Annotated in this window: 15 protein-coding genes and 1 tRNA gene; 8 read left to right on the top strand and 8 right to left on the bottom strand. The window is 71.2% G+C overall.

The features are described 5' to 3' along the window. Nucleotides 1-44 precede the first annotated feature (44 nt). Together ABZU32_RS30355 and ABZU32_RS30350 are read right to left on the bottom strand one after the other, a co-directional pair. A complete protein-coding gene (locus ABZU32_RS30355; RefSeq protein WP_354840568.1) occupies nucleotides 45-1,367 on the bottom strand; it encodes an AarF/ABC1/UbiB kinase family protein in 1,323 nt (440 codons plus the stop codon). Beyond that, nucleotides 1,364-2,512 (bottom strand): ThiF family adenylyltransferase, encoded by a 1,149-nt coding sequence (locus ABZU32_RS30350; RefSeq protein ID WP_354927394.1) that lies wholly within the window; start codon nucleotides 2,510-2,512, stop codon nucleotides 1,364-1,366. The genes ABZU32_RS30355 and ABZU32_RS30350 overlap by 4 nt, the downstream gene beginning before the upstream one ends. A gap of 209 nt (nucleotides 2,513-2,721) precedes the next feature. Between ABZU32_RS30350 and ABZU32_RS30345 the strand changes: the two genes are divergently transcribed. Together ABZU32_RS30345 and ABZU32_RS30340 are read left to right on the top strand one after the other, a co-directional pair. Then, entirely contained in the window at nucleotides 2,722-3,237 is a 516-nt protein-coding gene (locus ABZU32_RS30345; RefSeq protein WP_354840574.1) for a M48 family metallopeptidase, read from the top strand. Nucleotides 3,238-3,289: 52 nt separating this feature from the next. Next, nucleotides 3,290-3,880, top strand: a complete 591-nt coding sequence (locus ABZU32_RS30340; RefSeq protein ID WP_354927392.1) for a hypothetical protein — start codon at nucleotides 3,290-3,292, stop codon at nucleotides 3,878-3,880. Between the two features lie 48 nt (nucleotides 3,881-3,928). On the opposite strand, the gene ABZU32_RS30335 is transcribed toward ABZU32_RS30340, so the two are convergent. The 3 genes from ABZU32_RS30335 to ABZU32_RS30325 all read right to left on the bottom strand — a co-directional run bounded on the left by ABZU32_RS30335 (nucleotide 3,929) and on the right by ABZU32_RS30325 (nucleotide 6,942). Beyond that, nucleotides 3,929-4,960, bottom strand: a complete 1,032-nt coding sequence (locus ABZU32_RS30335; protein WP_354927390.1) for an endonuclease/exonuclease/phosphatase family protein — start codon at nucleotides 4,958-4,960, stop codon at nucleotides 3,929-3,931. A gap of 93 nt (nucleotides 4,961-5,053) precedes the next feature. Beyond that, nucleotides 5,054-5,617 carry an NUDIX domain-containing protein gene (locus tag ABZU32_RS30330; protein WP_354927388.1) on the bottom strand — a complete coding sequence of 188 codons (564 nt, stop codon included), beginning with the start codon at nucleotides 5,615-5,617 and terminating at the stop codon, nucleotides 5,054-5,056. Next, nucleotides 5,614-6,942 (bottom strand): zinc-dependent metalloprotease, encoded by a 1,329-nt coding sequence (locus tag ABZU32_RS30325; RefSeq protein ID WP_354927386.1) that lies wholly within the window; start codon nucleotides 6,940-6,942, stop codon nucleotides 5,614-5,616. Before ABZU32_RS30325 ends, ABZU32_RS30330 begins: the two co-directional genes overlap by 4 nt. Before the next feature lie 64 nt (nucleotides 6,943-7,006). On the opposite strand from ABZU32_RS30325, the gene ABZU32_RS30320 reads away from it, so the two are divergent. The 5 genes from ABZU32_RS30320 to ABZU32_RS30300 all read left to right on the top strand — a co-directional run bounded on the left by ABZU32_RS30320 (nucleotide 7,007) and on the right by ABZU32_RS30300 (nucleotide 13,203). After that, on the top strand, nucleotides 7,007-8,095 hold the full coding sequence (locus ABZU32_RS30320; RefSeq protein ID WP_354927384.1) for an NAD-dependent epimerase/dehydratase family protein: 1,089 nt from the start codon (nucleotides 7,007-7,009) through the stop codon (nucleotides 8,093-8,095). 118 nt (nucleotides 8,096-8,213) lie between these two features. Beyond that, on the top strand, nucleotides 8,214-8,639 hold the full coding sequence (locus tag ABZU32_RS30315; protein ID WP_354840591.1) for a molybdenum cofactor biosynthesis protein MoaE: 426 nt from the start codon (nucleotides 8,214-8,216) through the stop codon (nucleotides 8,637-8,639). Nucleotides 8,640-8,731: 92 nt separating this feature from the next. Then, nucleotides 8,732-9,778, top strand: coding sequence for a PDZ domain-containing protein (locus tag ABZU32_RS30310; protein ID WP_354927382.1), 1,047 nt, complete (start codon nucleotides 8,732-8,734; stop codon nucleotides 9,776-9,778). Between the two features lie 305 nt (nucleotides 9,779-10,083). Further along, a complete protein-coding gene (locus tag ABZU32_RS30305) occupies nucleotides 10,084-13,023 on the top strand; it encodes a UPF0182 family protein (RefSeq protein ID WP_354927380.1) in 2,940 nt (979 codons plus the stop codon). 103 nt (nucleotides 13,024-13,126) lie between these two features. Beyond that, nucleotides 13,127-13,203: transfer RNA gene (locus ABZU32_RS30300), tRNA-Met, on the top strand. Nucleotides 13,204-13,280: 77 nt separating this feature from the next. Here the strand turns inward: ABZU32_RS30300 and ABZU32_RS30295 are convergent. After that, nucleotides 13,281-14,123: a UbiA family prenyltransferase gene (locus tag ABZU32_RS30295; RefSeq protein WP_354927378.1), complete on the bottom strand. Its 843-nt coding sequence runs from the start codon at nucleotides 14,121-14,123 to the stop codon at nucleotides 13,281-13,283. Nucleotides 14,124-14,226: 103 nt separating this feature from the next. On the opposite strand from ABZU32_RS30295, the gene ABZU32_RS30290 reads away from it, so the two are divergent. Next, on the top strand, nucleotides 14,227-15,813 hold the full coding sequence (locus ABZU32_RS30290) for a bifunctional 3'-5' exonuclease/DNA polymerase (protein ID WP_354927376.1): 1,587 nt from the start codon (nucleotides 14,227-14,229) through the stop codon (nucleotides 15,811-15,813). 1 nt (nucleotide 15,814) lies between these two features. Here ABZU32_RS30290 and ABZU32_RS30285 read toward each other — a convergent pair whose 3' ends face one another. Continuing rightward, on the bottom strand, nucleotides 15,815-16,027 hold the full coding sequence (locus ABZU32_RS30285; RefSeq protein WP_354840605.1) for a hypothetical protein: 213 nt from the start codon (nucleotides 16,025-16,027) through the stop codon (nucleotides 15,815-15,817). A gap of 92 nt (nucleotides 16,028-16,119) precedes the next feature. Then, the gene (locus ABZU32_RS30280) at nucleotides 16,120-16,521 is read right to left on the bottom strand and encodes a hypothetical protein (RefSeq protein WP_354840608.1); all 402 of its coding nucleotides are present in this window, start codon (nucleotides 16,519-16,521) and stop codon (nucleotides 16,120-16,122) included. Between the last annotated feature and the right edge of the window lie 696 nt (nucleotides 16,522-17,217).

The raw sequence follows: 17,217 nt of genomic DNA, 5'->3' as shown, positions 1-17,217 counted from the left end.
GGATCGGACAGCGCGCCGCCGCGTGAACCCGGATCGGCACAGACCTAGGCGGAGGCGGGAGGGCCGTCGGCGAAGCCGGGGACCCAGCGGACGACCTCGTCGCGGAAGCGGGCCGTGGCGCCGAGCTGGCACAGCACTCCGATGCCGGCCGCGTGCACCCGGTTGATCAGGACGTAGGAGGGGGGCAGGTTGAGCTGGCGCACGACGTTGTTCGGCCGCAGGTCGGTGACCGTCGCGACCTGCCGCTGCAGCCACTCGCGGCTGAAGGTGAACTCCTCCACCCGGGTCGGCTCGACGTAGGGGGCGAGGAAGGCCCGCAGCGCCTCGACGTCGACCTCGATGTGGGGGCGGATGAACCCCTCGTCGCGCAGCCCCTGGACGACGGCGCGCATGTCGCCCTGGTTGAAGATGCGGGTGAGCGTGCCGAAGACCTCCGGATAGCCGTCGGGCATGCGGTTGACCGCTCCGAAGTCGAGCACGCCCAGCCGGCCGTCCGGCAGGACGCGGAAGTTGCCCGGGTGCGGGTCGGCGTGCAGCATGCCCGCGCGGGCGGGGGAGCTGAACAGGAACCGCACGAACAGCAGCCCGGCGCGGTCGCGCTGCTCCTTGGTGCCATCGGTGATGATCTTCGATAGTGGGGTGCCGTCCAGCCACTCGGTGACGATGATCTGCTCGTTCGCGGCGATGACATCCGGCACGAAGAAATCGGGGTCGCCGTGGTAGGCGGTGGCGAAGCCGTGCTGGGCCTCCGCCTCGCGCAGGTAGTCCAGCTCCTCGGTCACCCGCTCTCTCAGCTCGCCGAGCACGGCCTTGATGTCCAGCCCCGGAAGCAGAACCCCGAACAGCTTGCCCAACCGGGCGAGCTGGTTGAAGTCGGACAGCAGGGCCTTGCCCGCGCCCGGATACTGGATCTTGACGGCGACCTCGCGCCCGTCCTCCCAGACGGCCTTGTGCACCTGGCCGATGGAGGCGGCGGCCGTGGGAGCGTCATCGAAGCTCTGGAAGTGCCGGCGCCAGTCGTCGCCGAGCTGTTCGGCGAGGACGGCGTGCACCGTCGCGGCCGGCAGGGGCGGCGCGGCGTCCTGCAGCTTGGTGAGCGTGGCACGGTAGGGACCGGCGATCTCGGGCGGCAGCGCCGCCTCGAAGATGGAAAGGGCCTGGCCGAGCTTCATGGCCCCGCCCTTGAGCTCGCCGAGGACGCGGAAGATCTGCTCGGAGGTGCGTTGCTGGATCTCCTGCGCCACGATCTCGGCGGACTTCCCACCGATGCGCTTGCCCAGGCCGAGAGCGGTGCGGCCGGCGAACCCCAAGGGGAGCGTCGCCAGCTTGGCCGAACGCGTCACTGCGTGTTGGGGGAAGTCGCTCACGCGACCATTGTTAGCGGACCGAAGTGCTTTCGACTACAACGACATTGCGGATGGGCCTCCCACGACCGTTTTTTCCAACCCCAATCAGGCATTACGTCGACTGTGCAGTTCGTCACAGTGGGCTCCGCGCCGTCGACACAACTCAGTGCGTGACCGGCCGCATGCGCCGCGACCAGCGTTGACAGCACCGTGTCACAGGCGATCTCACCGGCCGGGAACCCGCCCAGCCGGGCGCCGATCATGGGCCACGACGGGTCGCGGTCGCGGCGGATCAGCTCCAGGCAGCGCAGGCACGAGGTGACTCCGGGGATCACCAGCGGGCCGACCGAACCGACGCCCTCCGCGGCGCTGGCCAGCAGGTGCGGGATGCCCAGCGCGACCAGCTCGTGCGCTATGAGGCCGTCCAGCGGGCCCACCGGCGCCAGCACGACCAGGTCGGGACGGCGGGCGCCGTCGGCGAGCTGGGAGGCGGTGCCGCCGGTCCAGGCGTTGACGCCCGGCGCCACCCGGCGCGCGGCGGCCACCGCGCCGTCCTCCCTGCGGTGGCCGGCGTCGGCGAACGACAGCCCGCCGGGGACGACGTCCTCGTGCCGGGCCGTGCCCGGATCGACCACGCACAGGTGCCCGACGCCCGACGCGGCCAGCAGCACGGCGATCTGGGCGCCGACCCGCCCGGCGCCGTACACGCGGACGTGCGCCGCGCGGCGGCGTCCGAACGCCGACAGCCCGCCGTCGCCCGCGTCGGCGGGTGACAGCGACAGCGCGTCGAGGTCGGGCCCGAGCCGCGCGCGTTCGCCGGAGGTCAGGTCGCGCAGCGGCGCGGGCCGCGTGGCGGCGTCGTCCAGCACGCCGTGCTCGGACAGCAGGGCCACGACCCGCCGGACGGTGGCCTCGTCGAGGTCGCCGCGGGCGATCAGCTCCTCCAGCGTGCGCGTGCCGTCGAGGCCCTCGACGAAGCGGCGCACGCGCGGCTCCAGATCGGTGAGCACCACCGCGCGCGACGGGTGGACGCCCAGTTGAAGGGTGCGGTCGTCACGGTGGAGGCGGCGCAGTGCGGGCTTGAGCCGAGGCCGGGCGGGTGGCGCGGGCGGCCGCCGGCGGGACGGGGGAGGGGGAGCGGCGGGAAACCGCGGAGAGGAGGTCACGATCGCGCAGCCTGCCACGGACACCGCCCCGCTCGGCGGCCGTTGTCCCCACCTGTGGATAAGTTCGGCGCGGATTCACGGCGGTCGGTGGCGGCATGTGGGACACATGAGGGCGCTGAGTTGACTGAACATCAGGCGAACGTTGATTGACCAGGGAAAACGTTGTTCACCCCCTGTGGAAATACGGCACTGTCGGCTACCGTTCATATGTGCCCCCCGAGACAGTCGAGGTCCGCCGGAGTGCACGCCGCCGGCGGACCGTATCCGCATATCGCGATGGAGACAAGACCATCGTGTTGCTGCCTGCCGGTCTGAGCCGCACCGACGAGGAACAATGGGTCCGGCGCATGCTCGATCGCCTCGCCGCCAAAGAGCAGCGCAGGCGCCCGAGCGACGATGACCTGCTCGAACGGGCCCGCGATCTCGCCGTGCGCTACCTGGACGGCAAGGCGGTGCCCTCGAGCGTGCGGTGGGCGGAGAACCAGCGGCACCGCTGGGGGTCGTGCACCCCCGACCACGGCACCATCCGGCTGTCGACGCGCCTGCGCGGCATGCCCGCCTGGGTCGTCGACTACGTCATCATGCACGAGCTGGTCCACCTGCTGGTGCCCAGCCACGGTCCCAGGTTCTGGGCCCTCGTCGAGCGCTATCCCAGGGCCGAACGGGCACGCGGGTTCCTGGAGGGGTACTCCATGGCGGCGAACGGTACGGTCGAGGAATGCTGAACCCGCGCGACGGCCGTCTCGCCACAGGGGTGGCGGCCACCGCTGGAGCCCGATGAGGCAGGCCGCGGTCCTGGTCACTCCGGCCATGGGCAAGGGCGCCCCGCCCGGCGTGGACTCCGGAGAGTTCCTGCTGGCACTGGCCGAGGACACTTACGAGATCGTCGCCGGGCTTGACCTGGTCGAGCCCGTCATCCTGGCCGCCGGCGTCGACGGGCTCGAGGACCTCGCCTGGCCCGGCACGCGGGTGATCGCGCTGCCCGACTCCGGCGGCGTCGCCGAGGCGTTCGCCGCGCTCGCGCCGTACGGCGAGGAGGCCGTCGTGATCAGCGGCGACGCCCCCGACCTGCCCCCGCTGCTGATCGGCAAGCTGTTCCGCGAACTCGGCCGCGCGCCCATCGCGGTCTGCCCGGCCGAGGGCGGCGGGGCCGTGGCGATGGCGGCCCGGCTGCCGTTCCCCGACTGGGCGAAGGCCGGGCTGGAGGAGGACGACGTGGTCGCGCGGCTGCGCGCGCAGGCGCCCGGCAGGCGGATGGTGGCCACCGGCCCCGGCTGGCACCGGCTGCGCGTCCCCGCGGACGTCGCCCGGCTGGACCCGGGCCTGGAAGGCTGGGACAACACCCGGGCCCTGCTCACCGGCCGATGACGTCCCGCGAAGCGCCCCAGCGGTGAGGGCCGCCCGGCCGGCAGGGGGTCAGCCGGCGGCCGGCAGGGACAGCTCGGTGATGACCGCGCGGTGATCGGTGCGCGGGACGGTGTACACGTGGTAGCCGAGCACCGAGATGCGCCGGTCGGCGAGCACATGGTCGATCGTGATGAGCGGCGGCAGCTTCTTGTTCGCCGGCCAGGTCGGAGTCAGGCCGCCCCCGGCGGTGTCGCCCGCGTCGCGGTACCCGCGGGCGACCACCTTGCGCATCTCGGCGTGGTCGAGGCTGGCGTTGAAGTCGCCCGCCAGGATGCGGAACGGCCCCGACGCCGGCCCCGCCGGCAGCGCGCGCAGCCCCTCGGTCCACTCGGTGACCTGCGGACCCAGCGGCGGCAGAGTGTGCACGTCGACGACCTGGACCTGCGCGCCGCCCGGCAGGGTGAGCTTGGCCGCCGGCATGTTGTGCCCGATGACCTGGAACAGACCGTCCAGGCGGGTGATCGGATGGCGGGAGAAGATGCCGCTGCCCGCCGCGCTCCACTCGTCCTGCAGGTAGCGGTAGGGCATGAGGTCCTTCAGCCCCGCGGCGTCCAGGGCCTCCACGGCCCCCGGAGTGAGCTCCTGGGTGTTAAGGACGTCGGGGCGGTGGCGGCGCACCAGGTCCACGACGGTCTGGGCGTCGCCGTGGCCGAAGAAGAGGTTCGACGTCATGATCGTGAACGGCACCCCGGAGGACGCCTGCGCGACCGGCGCGTCCCCGAACGCGCGGGGCAGCACGCTGACGCCGAGCGCGGCGGTCGTCGCCAGAGCCACCGCGGTCACGGCCTTTCTCCGTGACAGGACCCCGAGCAGGACCGGCAGGAGCGAGCCCGCCGCGGCGTACGGAGTCGCGGTCATGATCTGCGCCGGGAACGATCCACGCTCCAGGCCGCCGAGCCGCCATACGGCCCAGGCGGCGAACGGGGTCACCGCGAGCCAGGCGAGCTTCCCGGAAACGCGGAGGCGGAGGCGCCGGGACGGGGTCACGATCACGCCCCCCACCGGTGTGTCGGTCGTGATGTTCACCAGTCCCCCGGGCATGCTTCGGCAGTACCTCTAGAGCCTATCCAGCCTGTGTATGACCCGCGTGAAGACGCGGCGCACGGACCTCGTGTCACCGCAGAAGCAGAGATCTCAGGCGGGCTGCTGCGGGCTCGCGTCCAGCAGCAGCGCGCGGGCGCGGCGCGCGAGCCGGCGGGTCGCCTCGTCCGTCGGCTCGGGGATGTCCTCGACGGGCACCCAGCGAAGCTCCAGCGACTCCTCGCTGATCACGAACTCGGCGCCCGGCGGCGCCACGGCGCCGTACTCGACGTCCAGGTGCCAGCTGTGCGGGGGATGGCACCACACCCGGTGCCGGTCGAGCGCGAGCGGGCCGGGCAGGAGCCGCAGGCCCGCGATGCCGGACTCCTCCGTCGCCTCGCGCAGCGCGGCATCCTCCAGCGACAGGTCGGCCGGCTCGCAGTGCCCGCCCATGGGCAGCCACATCCCGGCCTTCGGGTGCAAGGTGAGCAGCACCTTGCACCCGTCGTGCGAGAGCACCGCGGTGGTGGCCGTCAGGTGCCCCGGCGCGCACGAGCGCCACATGGCGTCGTCGTACCGGCCCAGGTGCGAGAGGAACTCCTCGCGGAGCGACTCCTCGCCGGCGGTCGGCGCGGACCAGCCGGACAGCGCGGCCAGCGCCCGCTCGTGGAGCGTCATCCCTCGCCGGGCCCCGCGGACCCGCGTTCAGGACCGGCCTCGCCTGGCTCTTCCCCGCCCGGACCGTCCTGCGGCGCCTGGTGCTCCTCGAACGCCGACAGGTCGAGCTTGGTGTCGCCGCGGACGAACGCCTCGGGGTCGTCCAGGTCTGCGGCGACCGGCATCAGATCGGGGTGGGACCACACCGCGTCGCGCCCGTCGACGCCGCGGGCGGCGGCCAGGGCCTGCCACAGCGCGGCGGCCTCGCGCAGCCGGCGTGGACGCAGCTCGAGACCCACGAGCGTGGCGAAGGTGCGCTCGGCGGGCCCGCCGGTCGCCCGGCGGCGGCGCATGGTCTCCGACAGGGCGGCGGCCGAGGGCAGCTTGCCTTCGGCGGCGGCGTCGACCACCGTGCCGACCCAGCCCTCGACCAGGGCGAGGATGGTCTCCAGCCGCGACAGCGCGACCTTCTGGCGCTCGGTCTCCTCGGGCTTGAGCAGCGCGCCGCCGCTCAGAGCCTCCTGGATCTGCTCGGGGTTGCTGATGTCCAGCCCGCGGATCTGCTCCTCCAGGGCGGAGGTGTCCACGGTGATGCCCTTGGCGTACTCCTCGACGGCGCCGAACAGCTGGGTGCGCAACCACGGGACGTGCTGGAACAGCCGATGGTGCGCGGCCTCCCTGAGCGCCAGGTACAGGCGGATCTCCTCGGAGGGGATCTCCAGGCCGTGGCTGAAGGCGGCGATGCCGCCCGGCAGCAGCGCGGCGGTGTCCGACAACGGCAGCCCGATGTCGGAGGAGCCGATGACCTCGGGGGCCAGCGCGCCGAGGGCCTGGCCGATCTGGCTGCCGACCATCATGCCGCCCATCTGGCGCATCATGCCCATCAGCGGCCCGAGCTGCGCGGCCATCGCCTGGTCGCCGCCGAGCCCGCCGAGCCCGGCGCCGCCCAGGGCGCCGCCCATGGTGTCGACCATGCGCTCGGCGATCGGGTCGCACAGCTGCTTCCACACCGGGACGGTCTTCTCGATCCACTCCGAGCGGCTCCACGCCTCGGGCGCGGTCAGCCCGCTCGGCAGCTCGGTCACCTCGTTCAGCCAGAGGTCGGCGAGGCGGAGCGCGTCGACGATCTGGCGGCGCTCCCCCTCCATGACGCTCGGATCGCCTTCGGCGACCACGGCGTGGCGGGCGATGTTCTTGGCCATGTCCCAGTTGACGGGACCGGAGCCCGCCGGAGCCGAGAGCATGTCGGCGAACTGGCGCATGGCCGCGGCCATCTGCTCCGGATCGCCGAACATCGCGAACGGATTCTCGTTGGGGTCGTTTTCGCGACCTGGCAGGTCAGTCACCGCTCTACCTCGTGCAGGATGGAGGAGTCCACATCCGCCACGTTATCCGTCGCAGGGCGGATCAGTGCAAAGTGAGGACCTCGTGACTACCTCGAAACGCCTCCGCCCGCCGGTCGTCGCCGTCACGGGCGCGGCATCCGGTCTGGGGAGGGAGTTCCTCTCCCGGGTCGCCTCGTCTGCGGATTTCCGCCGCGTCGTGGCGATCGACGATCAGCGGGGGGACGTCGCGGACGTCACCTGGCGGGTGATCGACGTCCGAGATCCGCTCTTGGCGAACCGCATCTCCGACGTCGACGTGCTGGTGCATCTGGCCGCCGACTACCGGCTCGACTCCGACCCGGGCGAGCGCCGCGGGTACAACCTGCGGGCCGCCCAGACGGTGCTCACCGCCTCGGCCGCCGCGCGCGTCCGGCGGGTGGTCGTCGTGACCAGCGCCATGGTCTACGGGGCGGCGCCGGACAACCACGTCCCGCTGCCCGAGGACGCGCCGGTCGCCGCCGAGCCCGACTCCGGCGTCGTCGGCGACCACCTGGAGATCGAGGCGCTCGTGCGCCGCGCCCTGCGCAGCCACCCGGGCCTCGAGGTCACCGTGCTGCGGCCGGCCGCCGTCGTCGGCGCCGGTGTGGACACCGTGGTCACCCGCCACTTCGAGGCGCCCCGCCTGCTCACGGTCAAGGGCTCGGCCCCACGCTGGCAGTTCTGCCACGTCGAAGACCTGGTCTCGGCGCTGGAGCTCGCGGCGCTCGGCCAGGTCTCGGGGGTCGTCACCGTGGGCAGCGACGGATGGCTGGAGATGGAGCAGGTCGAGGAGCTGTCGGGCCTGCGGCGTTTCGAGCTGCCCGCCGGGCTCACCTTCGGCACCGCCCAGCGCCTGCACCGGCTCGGCATCACCCCGGCCCCCGCGACCGACCTGCACTACGTCGTCTACCCGTGGGTGGTCGACTGCGCCTCCCTGCGCGCGGCCGGGTGGAAGCCCGCCTGGACCAACGAAGCGGCGTTCCAGCAGCTCCTGGAGCTGCGCGAGGGCCGCCACGCGGTCGTCGGCCGCCGCCTGCCGGGCAAGGAGGCCACCCTGACCGCCGCCGGGGCCACCGTCGCGGTCATCGGCACCGCCGCCATCGTCCGCCGGGCCCGCAGACGCCGCCGCATCTGACCGTGCTTGCGTGGCCTCGCTGTGCCCGGCGGGCTCGGGGCGCCTTTGAGGCGGTGCGAGCGGCTCGGCGTGGTCGGTGAGAGACCGGATGTGGGGGCGACACAGTAGGCTTCGAGGGGTGACCGCCATTCGTTTGCTGGGCATTCGGGACACTCCGCTGTCGGTGGAAGAGGTGCTCGCCGCCGTCGGCGACCACGGGGCCGGGGGAACGACGCTCTTCGTCGGCACCGTTCGCGATCATGACAACGGCAAGCCGGTGACCTTGCTGTCGTACTCGGCGCATCCGACGGCCGAGGCCGAGCTGCGCCGCGTGGCAGAGAAGGTCGCCGCGGACTTCCCGGTCACGGCGCTCGCGGCCGTCCACCGGGTCGGCGAGCTCAAGCTCGGCGACGCCGCGGTGATCGTCGCGGTGGCCGCCGCGCACCGGGGCGAGGCGTTCGAGGCATCCCGCCGCCTGATCGACGACCTGAAGAGCGAGGTCCCGATCTGGAAGCACCAGGTGTTCACCGACGGCTCCACCGAGTGGGTCGGCGCCGGCGGGTGATCCGCCCCGCCGGGAAGCTGCGATTGACCTGGATGTCCGCCCTGTGTGTGTCCGCGTAACCACGGACGTGGTAAGCGCATAGAGTTGCCACCATGTCCCGACGACGTCTGACGTTGATGATGGCGGGCGTCCTCACGCTCGTGCTGGGTGGGGCGGGCGCGCTGCTTCCGGTGCCGTACGTCGCGCTGAGCCCGGGCCCGACCGAGAACACCCTCGGCGACGTGAAGGGCAAGCCGGTCATCAGCGTCTCGGGCCACCAGACCTACCCGACCTCGGGCAAGCTCAGCCTGGTCACCGTCGCCTACCAGGGCGGCCCCGACGCGCACATCGACCTGCTCACGGCCCTGCGCGGCTGGATGGACCCGACGGTCGCCGTCGTCCCGGAAGAGACGATCTTCCCGAAGACGGTGTCGGTCAAAGAGGTCGAGCAGCAGAACACCCAGGAGATGAGCAGCTCCCAGCAGGACGCCACCGCGGCGGCGCTGAACGAGCTGAAGATCCCGGTCGGCTACCTCGTGGCCGTGGCCAGCGCCCAGAAGGGCAGGCCCGCCGACGGCAAGCTGCGCGCGGGGGACGGCATAGCGACGGTCGACGGCACCCCGGTGCGCACCGTCGACGAGGTCGGGGCGCTGGTCCGCAAGCACAAGACGGGCGAGCAGGTCGACTTCGGCATCGTGCGCGACGGCAAGCCGATGAACGTCCAGGTCGGCACCGTCGCCGGCAAGGACGGCCCCATCGTCGGGGTGATGATGGGCGGCACGCGCTACAAGTTCCCGTTCGAGGTCACCGTCAACGTCGGCGACGTCGGCGGGCCGAGCGCCGGGCTGATGTTCTCGCTCGGCATCTACGACAAGCTCACCCCCGGCGAGCTCACCGGCGGCAAGTCGATCGCCGGCACCGGCACGATCACGCCGGACGGCAAGGTCGGCCCGATCGGGGGCATCCAGCAGAAGATGGTCGGCGCCCGCGACGCCGGCGCGACGGTCTTCCTGACCCCCGCCGACAACTGCGACGACGCCGTTCCCGCCGTGCCCAAGGGCCTGCGCCTGGTCAAGGTCTCCACCATGCATGAGGCCGTCCAGGCGATCGAGGCGTTGCGCACGGGTTCCGGGCCGGTGCCGAGGTGCTCGTCCCGATGACGCCGTGGCCGACGTGATCGCCGCACGCGACCGCGCCTCGGGGAACCCGCCGCCCGTCCGGGGCGTTGGGTCACGTGGACACGCGCGTCTCATCCAGCGGCGCCGCACGATCTCCGACCCTGCCCGCGGGCGGCCTTCGACAGGGGGCGTCCGCCGGCGAACCCGGCGCACGTTGTGCCCCGGCGGTGCCCAGGGCTCGGAGCGTGACCGCGCCATCACCGGTGTAGGTTGCCAAGACACGGACCGTTACTCGTGAAATCTAGGGGTGGGCCTTGACCTTCCGGAACCCCGGCGCGGGTCGGGCGATGCGTTTGCCCCGCCGGCCGCGGCTTCTCGTGCCCGTCGCGATCACTCTGGTCGCGATCGTCATCTTCTTCTTCGTCTTCGCCGGCATCTTCACCGACTGGCTGTGGTTCGACTCGGTCGGCTACACCACGGTGTTCTCGACGATGCTGGTGACCCAGTTGCTGCTGTTCGTCTTCGGCGCGCTGCTGATGGGCGGCATCGTCGGCGGGAACATCCTCATCGCCTTCCGGTCGCGGCCGCTGTTCGGCATCGGCATGTTCGGCGGCTCCGCGCAGGGCGCCGACCGCTACCGCGCGGCGCTCGACCCGCACCGCAAGATGATCTTCATCGTCGGACTGGCGGTCCTGGGCCTGTTCACCGGGTCCTCCACCGCCGGCCAGTGGAAGACCTGGCTCCTGTTCATCAACGGGACGCCGTTCGACAAGGTCGACCCGCTGTTCAAGATGGACGTCTCGTTCTTCATGTTCACCTATCCGTTCATCCGGATGGTGCTGAACTTCCTGTTCACGGCGGTGATCATCTCGATCATCGCCGCGGCGATCGTCCACTACCTGTACGGCGGCTTCCGGCTCAACTCGCCCGGCCTGCACGCCACGCGCGCCGCCCGTGTCCACCTCTCGGTGCTGGTCGGCCTGTTCGTGCTGCTGAAGGCCGTGGCCTACTGGGTCGACCGCTACGGGCTGGTCTTCTCCGACCGCGGCAAGGTGTTCGGCGCCTCCTACACCGACGTGAACGCCGTGCTGCCCGCCAAGAGCATCCTGGCGATCATCGCGCTGATCTGCGCCGTGCTCTTCTTCGCCGGCGTCATCCGGCCCGGCGGCATGCTGCCGGGCGTCGGCCTCGGCCTCCTGGTGCTGTCGGCCGTCCTGGTCGGCGGCGTCTACCCGGTCCTGGTCGAGCAGTTCCAGGTCAAGCCGAACCAGCAGAGCAAAGAGCGGCAGTTCATCGACAGCAACATCAGGGCCACCCGAGATGCCTACGGCGTGGCCTCCACCGAGGTCACGCCGTACAGCGCCAAGACGCAGGGCAGCCAGCAGGAGATCGCGAGCGAGGCCTCCACGATCCCGGGCGTCCGCCTGCTCGACCCGACGGTGCTGCCCGCGACCTACGAGCAGCTCCAGCAGATCAAGGGCTACTACCAGTTCCCCGAGTCGCTCGACGTCGACCGGTACACCATCGACGGCGTGTCGCGCGACACGGTCGTCGCGGTGCGCGAGATCGGCCGGCCGCCCGACCGCAACTGGATCAACGACCACCTCGTCTACACCCACGGCTTCGGCTTCGTCGCCAGCCCTGGCAGCAAGACCGACCCCCAGGGCAACCCCGACTTCCTGGTCAAGGACATCCCGCCGACCAACGGCCTCGGCTCGTTCGAGCCGCGCATCTACTTCGGCGAGCACTCTCCCGACTACTCGATCGTCGGCGGCGGCAAGAACATCGAACTCGACTATCCCGAGCAGAGCGGCAACGGCCAGGGCAGCGGCCAGGTGAACACCACCTACCGCGGCAAGGGCGGCGTGCCCATCGGCAACTTCTTCACCCGCATGCTCTACGCCGCCAAGTACGGCGAGACCAACATGCTCCTGTCGTCCAGCATCAACGACCAGTCGCGCATCCTGTACAACCGCGACCCGAGGTCGCGGGTCCAGCAGGTCGCCCCGTTCCTCACCCTGGACGGCGACCCGTACCCCGCGATCGTCAACAACCGCGTCCAGTGGATCATCGACGGCTACACCATGTCGGAGGACTACCCCTACTCCCAGCGCCGCAGCTTCGGCGACATGACCCGCGACACCTCCACCGACCGGTTCCTGACGCCGCAGCAGCCGCGCGACCAGATCAACTACATCCGCAACTCGGTCAAGGCGACGGTGGACGCCTACGACGGCACCGTCACGCTGTACAGCTGGGACGACAACGACCCGCTGCTCAGGACCTGGGAGAAGGCCTTCGGCGGCGTCATCCAGCCCAAGTCGAAGATCCCCCCGCAGCTGATGGACCACCTGCGCTACCCCGAAGACCTCTTCAAGGTGCAGCGCGACGTCCTCGGCCAGTACCACGTGACCAATGCCGACGCCTTCTACGGCGGCCAGGACTTCTGGAAGGTCCCCGAGGACCCGGCCAGTTCCAAGACCAAGCAGCCGCCGTACTACGTGACGATGCGGATGCCGAACGAGACCGATCCGAAGTTCTCGCTGACCACCACCATGGTGCCCAACAACCGGGACAACCTGGCGGCGTTCATGTCGGTGGACGCGACGGGCGGTGCGGACACCAAGATCCGCATCCTGCAACTCCCCAGTGAGACGACGATCCGCGGTCCCAAACAGGCGCAGAACGCCTTCGACACCAAGGCGGCGAGCGTCCTCAACGATCTGCGCATCGGCGGCACCACCGAGACGCTGAACGGCAACCTGCTCACGCTGCCGTTCGGTGGCGGCCTGCTGTACGTCCAGCCGGTCTACGTCCAGCCGAAGGTGCAGAACTCCGCGCGCTACCCGACCCTGTTCCGCGTGCTGGTGATGTTCGGCAACGACGTCGGCGTCGGCAACACGCTCAAGGACGCGCTGGACCAGGTCTTCGGGCAGAGCGCGCAGACGCCGTCCAACCCGACGACGCCCGGCGAGCCGCAGACGAGCGCGGTCACCACCGACCTCGCCACCGCCTACAACAACGCCCAGAAGGCCTATGACGACGGCCAGAAGGCCATCAAGAGCGGCGACTTCGCGGCGTACGGCGAGGCGCAGAAGCGGCTCGCCGACGCGCTGAAGCAGCTGCAGTCGGCACTGGACAAGCAGAAGGCCGCCACGCCGGCGGCCTCTCCGTCCGCGTCCCCGTCGGCGACGACCACACCCAACCCCGCGTCGGTCTCGGCCACGCCGACACCGAGCGCCTCACCCGCGCCGACGCTTAGCGCCTCGCCCGCGCCGAGTTCGTAGCCCGCTCTCGGGCCGGGGCCGCGAGGCTCCCGGCCCGAGACCGGCGAGGCGCGACGATTTGCCAGTGCTCTCCACGGCCGATAGTCTCTTCAATGCAAGCCGACGCGGGGTGGAGCAGCTCGGTAGCTCGCTGGGCTCATAACCCAGAGGTCGTAGGTTCAAATCCTACCCCCGCTACCACGAAGGCCCTGGTCACAGAGATGTGACCAGGGCCTTTCCCGTTTTCCGGCCTCACCGGCTCCCCACGGCGGCGGCTTTCACACCAGCCGGGCGCCCTGGGCGGCGAACATCGCCACATCGATCACCGCGACCACGACGGTCACCGCGAAGGCCGCCCGTCGCAGGTTGCCCCGCGCGGCCGCCAGACCGCCTCCCAGGGCCAGCACGACGGCCGCCAGCCCCGCCACGGCGGGCGCGCCGGCATGCCCGCCCGGACCGAGGGCGATGACGACCGACGCGGCCACGAGCAGCACGGCGGCGCCGACGCGGGCGCCGGTGGCCCCGAGGCGCTGCGGCAGGCCGCGCACGCCGAGCGCGAGGTCGTCCGGCAGGTCGGGGATCACGTTGGCGAAGTGGGCGCCCATGCCGAGCAGCGCCCCGGCCGCCATGGCCCACGCGGCCGGCCACGGGTGCCCGGGCAGCCCGAGGGTGATGAACGCCGGGAGCAGCCCGAAGGCGGCGGCGAAGGGGAGCGGCGAGGCCGCCGTGGCCTTGAGCCGCAGGTTGTACAGCCAGCCGCACGCCACGGCGGCCAGGTGTACGAGCCCCGCCGCGAGGCCGTTCGCCAGCGACAGCGGCACGCACGCCGCCAGGGCCACGAACGCGGCGCGGGCGACGGTACGGGGCGCCAGGCCCCCGCCTGCCCCGTCCGGAGTGCCGGGCCCGGCGGCGAGCGGCTTGTCGGCCCGGCCGATGGCCTGGTCGCGCCTCCGGTCGATCCAGTCGTTGCTCCAGCCGATCGACAGCTGACCGCTGAGCACCGCCGCACCGGCGAGCAGGGTGCCGCCGGCGCCCCTGCCGACGCCGGCCGCGAGGGCCGAGCCCATCGCCGTGACGACCACGGTGGGCCCCGGATGGCTGGCCCGGATCAGCGCGAGCATGTGATCTCCCTGCTTCCCCGCCGCCCACGCCGCTTCCGCGGCGCGGACGGCGCAATCGAACCTGTGATCGAACGCTGTCGGCCCTCTCGGATAGTCTGCCGCTATGCGGATCGCGGTGACGGCGGACGCGGAGGGCGGCACGCTGCGGCCCTCGGGGGAGCATGCCAGGCGGGTGGGCGATCTCGCACGGGCCGTCGGCGATCTCGAGCGCTCCGCGCGCCCCCGGTGGGTCTGGGCCGACACGCGCGCCCTCTACCCTCCGCTGATCGCCAAGGGGGTCCGGGTGGCGCGCTGCCACGACGTCACCCTCACCGAGTCACTACTGCTCGCCCACGAGGGCAGGTACGGCGAGCCGAGGTCGGCGCAGGCCGCCTACGCGCGGCTGCGCGGCCTGCCGGTGCCGGTGGACGAGACCGGTCCGCACGCCGTCCAGGACACGCTCTTCGAGCCCGAGCCGGCCGAGGTCGACGTGAGCGAGGTGTACGCCGACCAGCTCAGGCGCATCGAGGCCGCCGAGCATCCGGGCCGGTTCCGCCTGCTCGTCGCCGCCGAGTCCGCCGGGGCGCTGATCGCGGCCGAGATGAGCCACGACGGCATGCCCTGGCGCGAAGACCTGCACGATGAGCTGCTGAGCGAACTGCTCGGCCCGAGGCCCGTGCACGGCATGCGCCCGGCCAAGCTCCAGGCCCTCGCCGACCAGGTGAGCGCGGCTTTCGGGCAGACGGTCAACCCCGACTCACCGCAGCAGATCGTCAAGGCGTTCAAGTCGGCCGGCCTCAGCGTCGCCTCGACCAGGTCCCATGTGCTCAAGCAGGTCGACCACCCGGCGGTCGCGCCCCTGCTCGCCTACAAGGAGCTCGCGCGGCTGCACAGCGCCCACGGCTGGACATGGGCCCACCAATGGGTCCGCCGCCACCGGCTCCATCCCGAGTACGTCGTCGCGGGGGTGGTCTCGGGCCGCTGGGCGACCAGCGGCGGCGGGGCGTTGCAGATCCCCAAGGTGATGCGCCGGGTGGTGGTCGCCGACGAGGGGTGGAGGCTGGTCGTGGCCGACGCGGCGCAGCTCGAGCCCCGGGTGCTGGCGGCGATGGCCGGTGATCGCGGTCTGGCCCGCGCGGCCGGCGAGATCGACCTGTACGCGGCCCTCGCGCAGGCGTTCGGCGGAGCCCGCGACAACGCCAAGATCGCCATGCTGTCCGCGATGTACGGGGGCACCAGCGGCGACGCCGCGAAGCTGCTGCCCATCATGCGGCAGCGGTTCCCGCTCGCCTACGCCTTCGTCGAGGAGGCCGCCAAGGCCGGGGAGGACGGCCGGCTGGTGCGGTCCTGGCTCGGGCGCACGTGCCCGCCGCCGTCGGCGCACTGGCTGAACCTGGTCTCCGGGCCCGAGGGCGGTCGCGCGGCCCGCGACCGCGGGCGCTTCACCCGCAACTTCGTCGTGCAGGCGACAGCGGCCGAGTGGGCCCTCACGCTGATGGCGTTGCTGCGCGGGCTGCTGCCGTCCCCCGCGAGGCTGGTGTTCTTCCAGCACGACGAGGTGATGGTCCACTGCCCCGAAGAGGTGGTGCAGGAGGTGTCGGCGGCGGTGAGCCGGGCGGCGGAGGAGGCCACGCGGCTGCTGTTCGGCCAGACGCCCGTGCGCATTCCGATGGAGGCCGTCGCGGTCTCCTGCTACGCCGACGCCAAATAGCTCACGCCCGCTCGCGCTCGGCCCACGCGGTGGCCCTGATCAGCGACAACGACTTGCGACCCGCCCAGCCGAGCAGGCAGACGCTGAAGACGATCTGGATGGCACGCAGCCACCCGGGCGTGGCCGTGGCGGCGAAGACCACCACGCCCAGCCAGAGCATGCCGAACACCGCTACCAAGGTGACAGCCGCCCAGTTCAGCCCCCGCATCAACATGGGGGAAGTCTCCCAGGGCGACTCTCATGTCGCGGCAAAGCCAGTCATCTCGACACGTGAGCTTGCTGTGCCGATTTGGCGTGGAATATCGATCAGCGAGGCAGCCTGCGGGCGGTGCCCCCGCACCGGCGCATCCGAGCGCTCGCCCGGGGACGGCTCGCCGGCCGCTGCTCAAGGTTGGCGAGCAGGGCCTCCGCCGACCGGACGTCCGACAGGATGCGCAGGACCTCCTCGTCGCCGTCGGGAAGCTGTCCCTTCTTGCCCAACTCGTGCCGCAGGAATGTCAACGGGTCGGCGTCCCCGATCGCCTCCGCGGCGACGGTCGCCCGAGCGGCCGTCAGCAGGCCAAGGTAGTGGGCGCGAAGCGTCGCCTCGCGCAGTCGCGCCTGCTCCAAGTCGTCGAGCAGGGTGCCGGCGATCTGCAGGAGATCGTCGGAGCCGCCCTTCTCGGCCGCGATGTGAGCACGGATGTCGTCGAACTCCGACCGCGTCATGATGACCACCTCCACGGGCGGGGTCCCGGGCGCCGGGGTGGCGCCGAGGGAGTCCCGCACCCTCTTCGTAACGTGTGGCGATTGCGGATGACTTGCCGACGGGTTGCCCCGGCGCGAATCGCTCGCTGTTTGGGATGGCTGAGAGGCGGGAAAGGTTTACCGACTATCGAAGTGGCCTCGGGCACTCCTGGGATGCTGCTAGAGTTTCCCCTCGTTGGGCGGCGATCAGGCCCCGAGAGATCCAAAAAATCTTCCGGATGACTGGCTGTGCCCGCAATCCTCTTGCTGTCCGGTTCATCCCGGTTGATGCCTCGAAGTTGCATCTGTCCGGTTGGCCTGGTAAGTTCGAGGGGTTGCCCTGGAAGCGGGGTGGCGAATTTTAGCAGGTTTCGATGATTGACGGCAGATCGGTTGATTTGACGGAGATCGCCGGAAACTGGTAAAGTTTAAGAACACGAGATGAACGCCCCAGTCGGGGGTCGGGTCCTTGGTGGGTCTGGTTTCCGGTGGTGTACGCGTCCGTTTCTTGAGAACTCAACAGTGTGTTAAAAGCCAGTGCATGATTATGCATTTTCCCGTCTTCCGTGGCTTTCGTGGTCGCGGGGATGGTTCCTTTGGTTGGCATCTTCCATGTGTGGGGGGTGTCTGCCGGGATGTTTCTTCAGACATTGTTTGGAGAGTTTGATCCTGGCTCAG

This window comes from Sphaerisporangium sp. NPDC005288, assembly GCF_040607475.1.
GTDB classification, from domain to species: Bacteria; Actinomycetota; Actinomycetes; order Streptosporangiales; family Streptosporangiaceae; genus Sphaerisporangium; species Sphaerisporangium rhizosphaerae.
The sequence above is the reverse complement of the archived record's forward strand: the minus strand, read 5'-3'. Positions and strand labels throughout refer to the sequence as shown.

Coding starts and splice junctions, on each gene's coding strand:
- ABZU32_RS30280 (WP_354840608.1), bottom strand. CDS start 16,521: ATGACGCGGTCGGAGTTCGACGACATCCGTGCTCACATCGCGGCCGAG.
- ABZU32_RS30305 (WP_354927380.1), top strand. CDS start 10,084: ATGCGTTTGCCCCGCCGGCCGCGGCTTCTCGTGCCCGTCGCGATCACT.
- ABZU32_RS30295 (WP_354927378.1), bottom strand. CDS start 14,123: ATGCTCGCGCTGATCCGGGCCAGCCATCCGGGGCCCACCGTGGTCGTC.
- ABZU32_RS30310 (WP_354927382.1), top strand. CDS start 8,732: ATGTCCCGACGACGTCTGACGTTGATGATGGCGGGCGTCCTCACGCTC.
- ABZU32_RS30340 (WP_354927392.1), top strand. CDS start 3,290: ATGAGGCAGGCCGCGGTCCTGGTCACTCCGGCCATGGGCAAGGGCGCC.
- ABZU32_RS30330 (WP_354927388.1), bottom strand. CDS start 5,617: ATGACGCTCCACGAGCGGGCGCTGGCCGCGCTGTCCGGCTGGTCCGCG.
- ABZU32_RS30290 (WP_354927376.1), top strand. CDS start 14,227: ATGCGGATCGCGGTGACGGCGGACGCGGAGGGCGGCACGCTGCGGCCC.
- ABZU32_RS30335 (WP_354927390.1), bottom strand. CDS start 4,960: ATGCCCGGGGGACTGGTGAACATCACGACCGACACACCGGTGGGGGGC.
- ABZU32_RS30285 (WP_354840605.1), bottom strand. CDS start 16,027: ATGTTGATGCGGGGGCTGAACTGGGCGGCTGTCACCTTGGTAGCGGTG.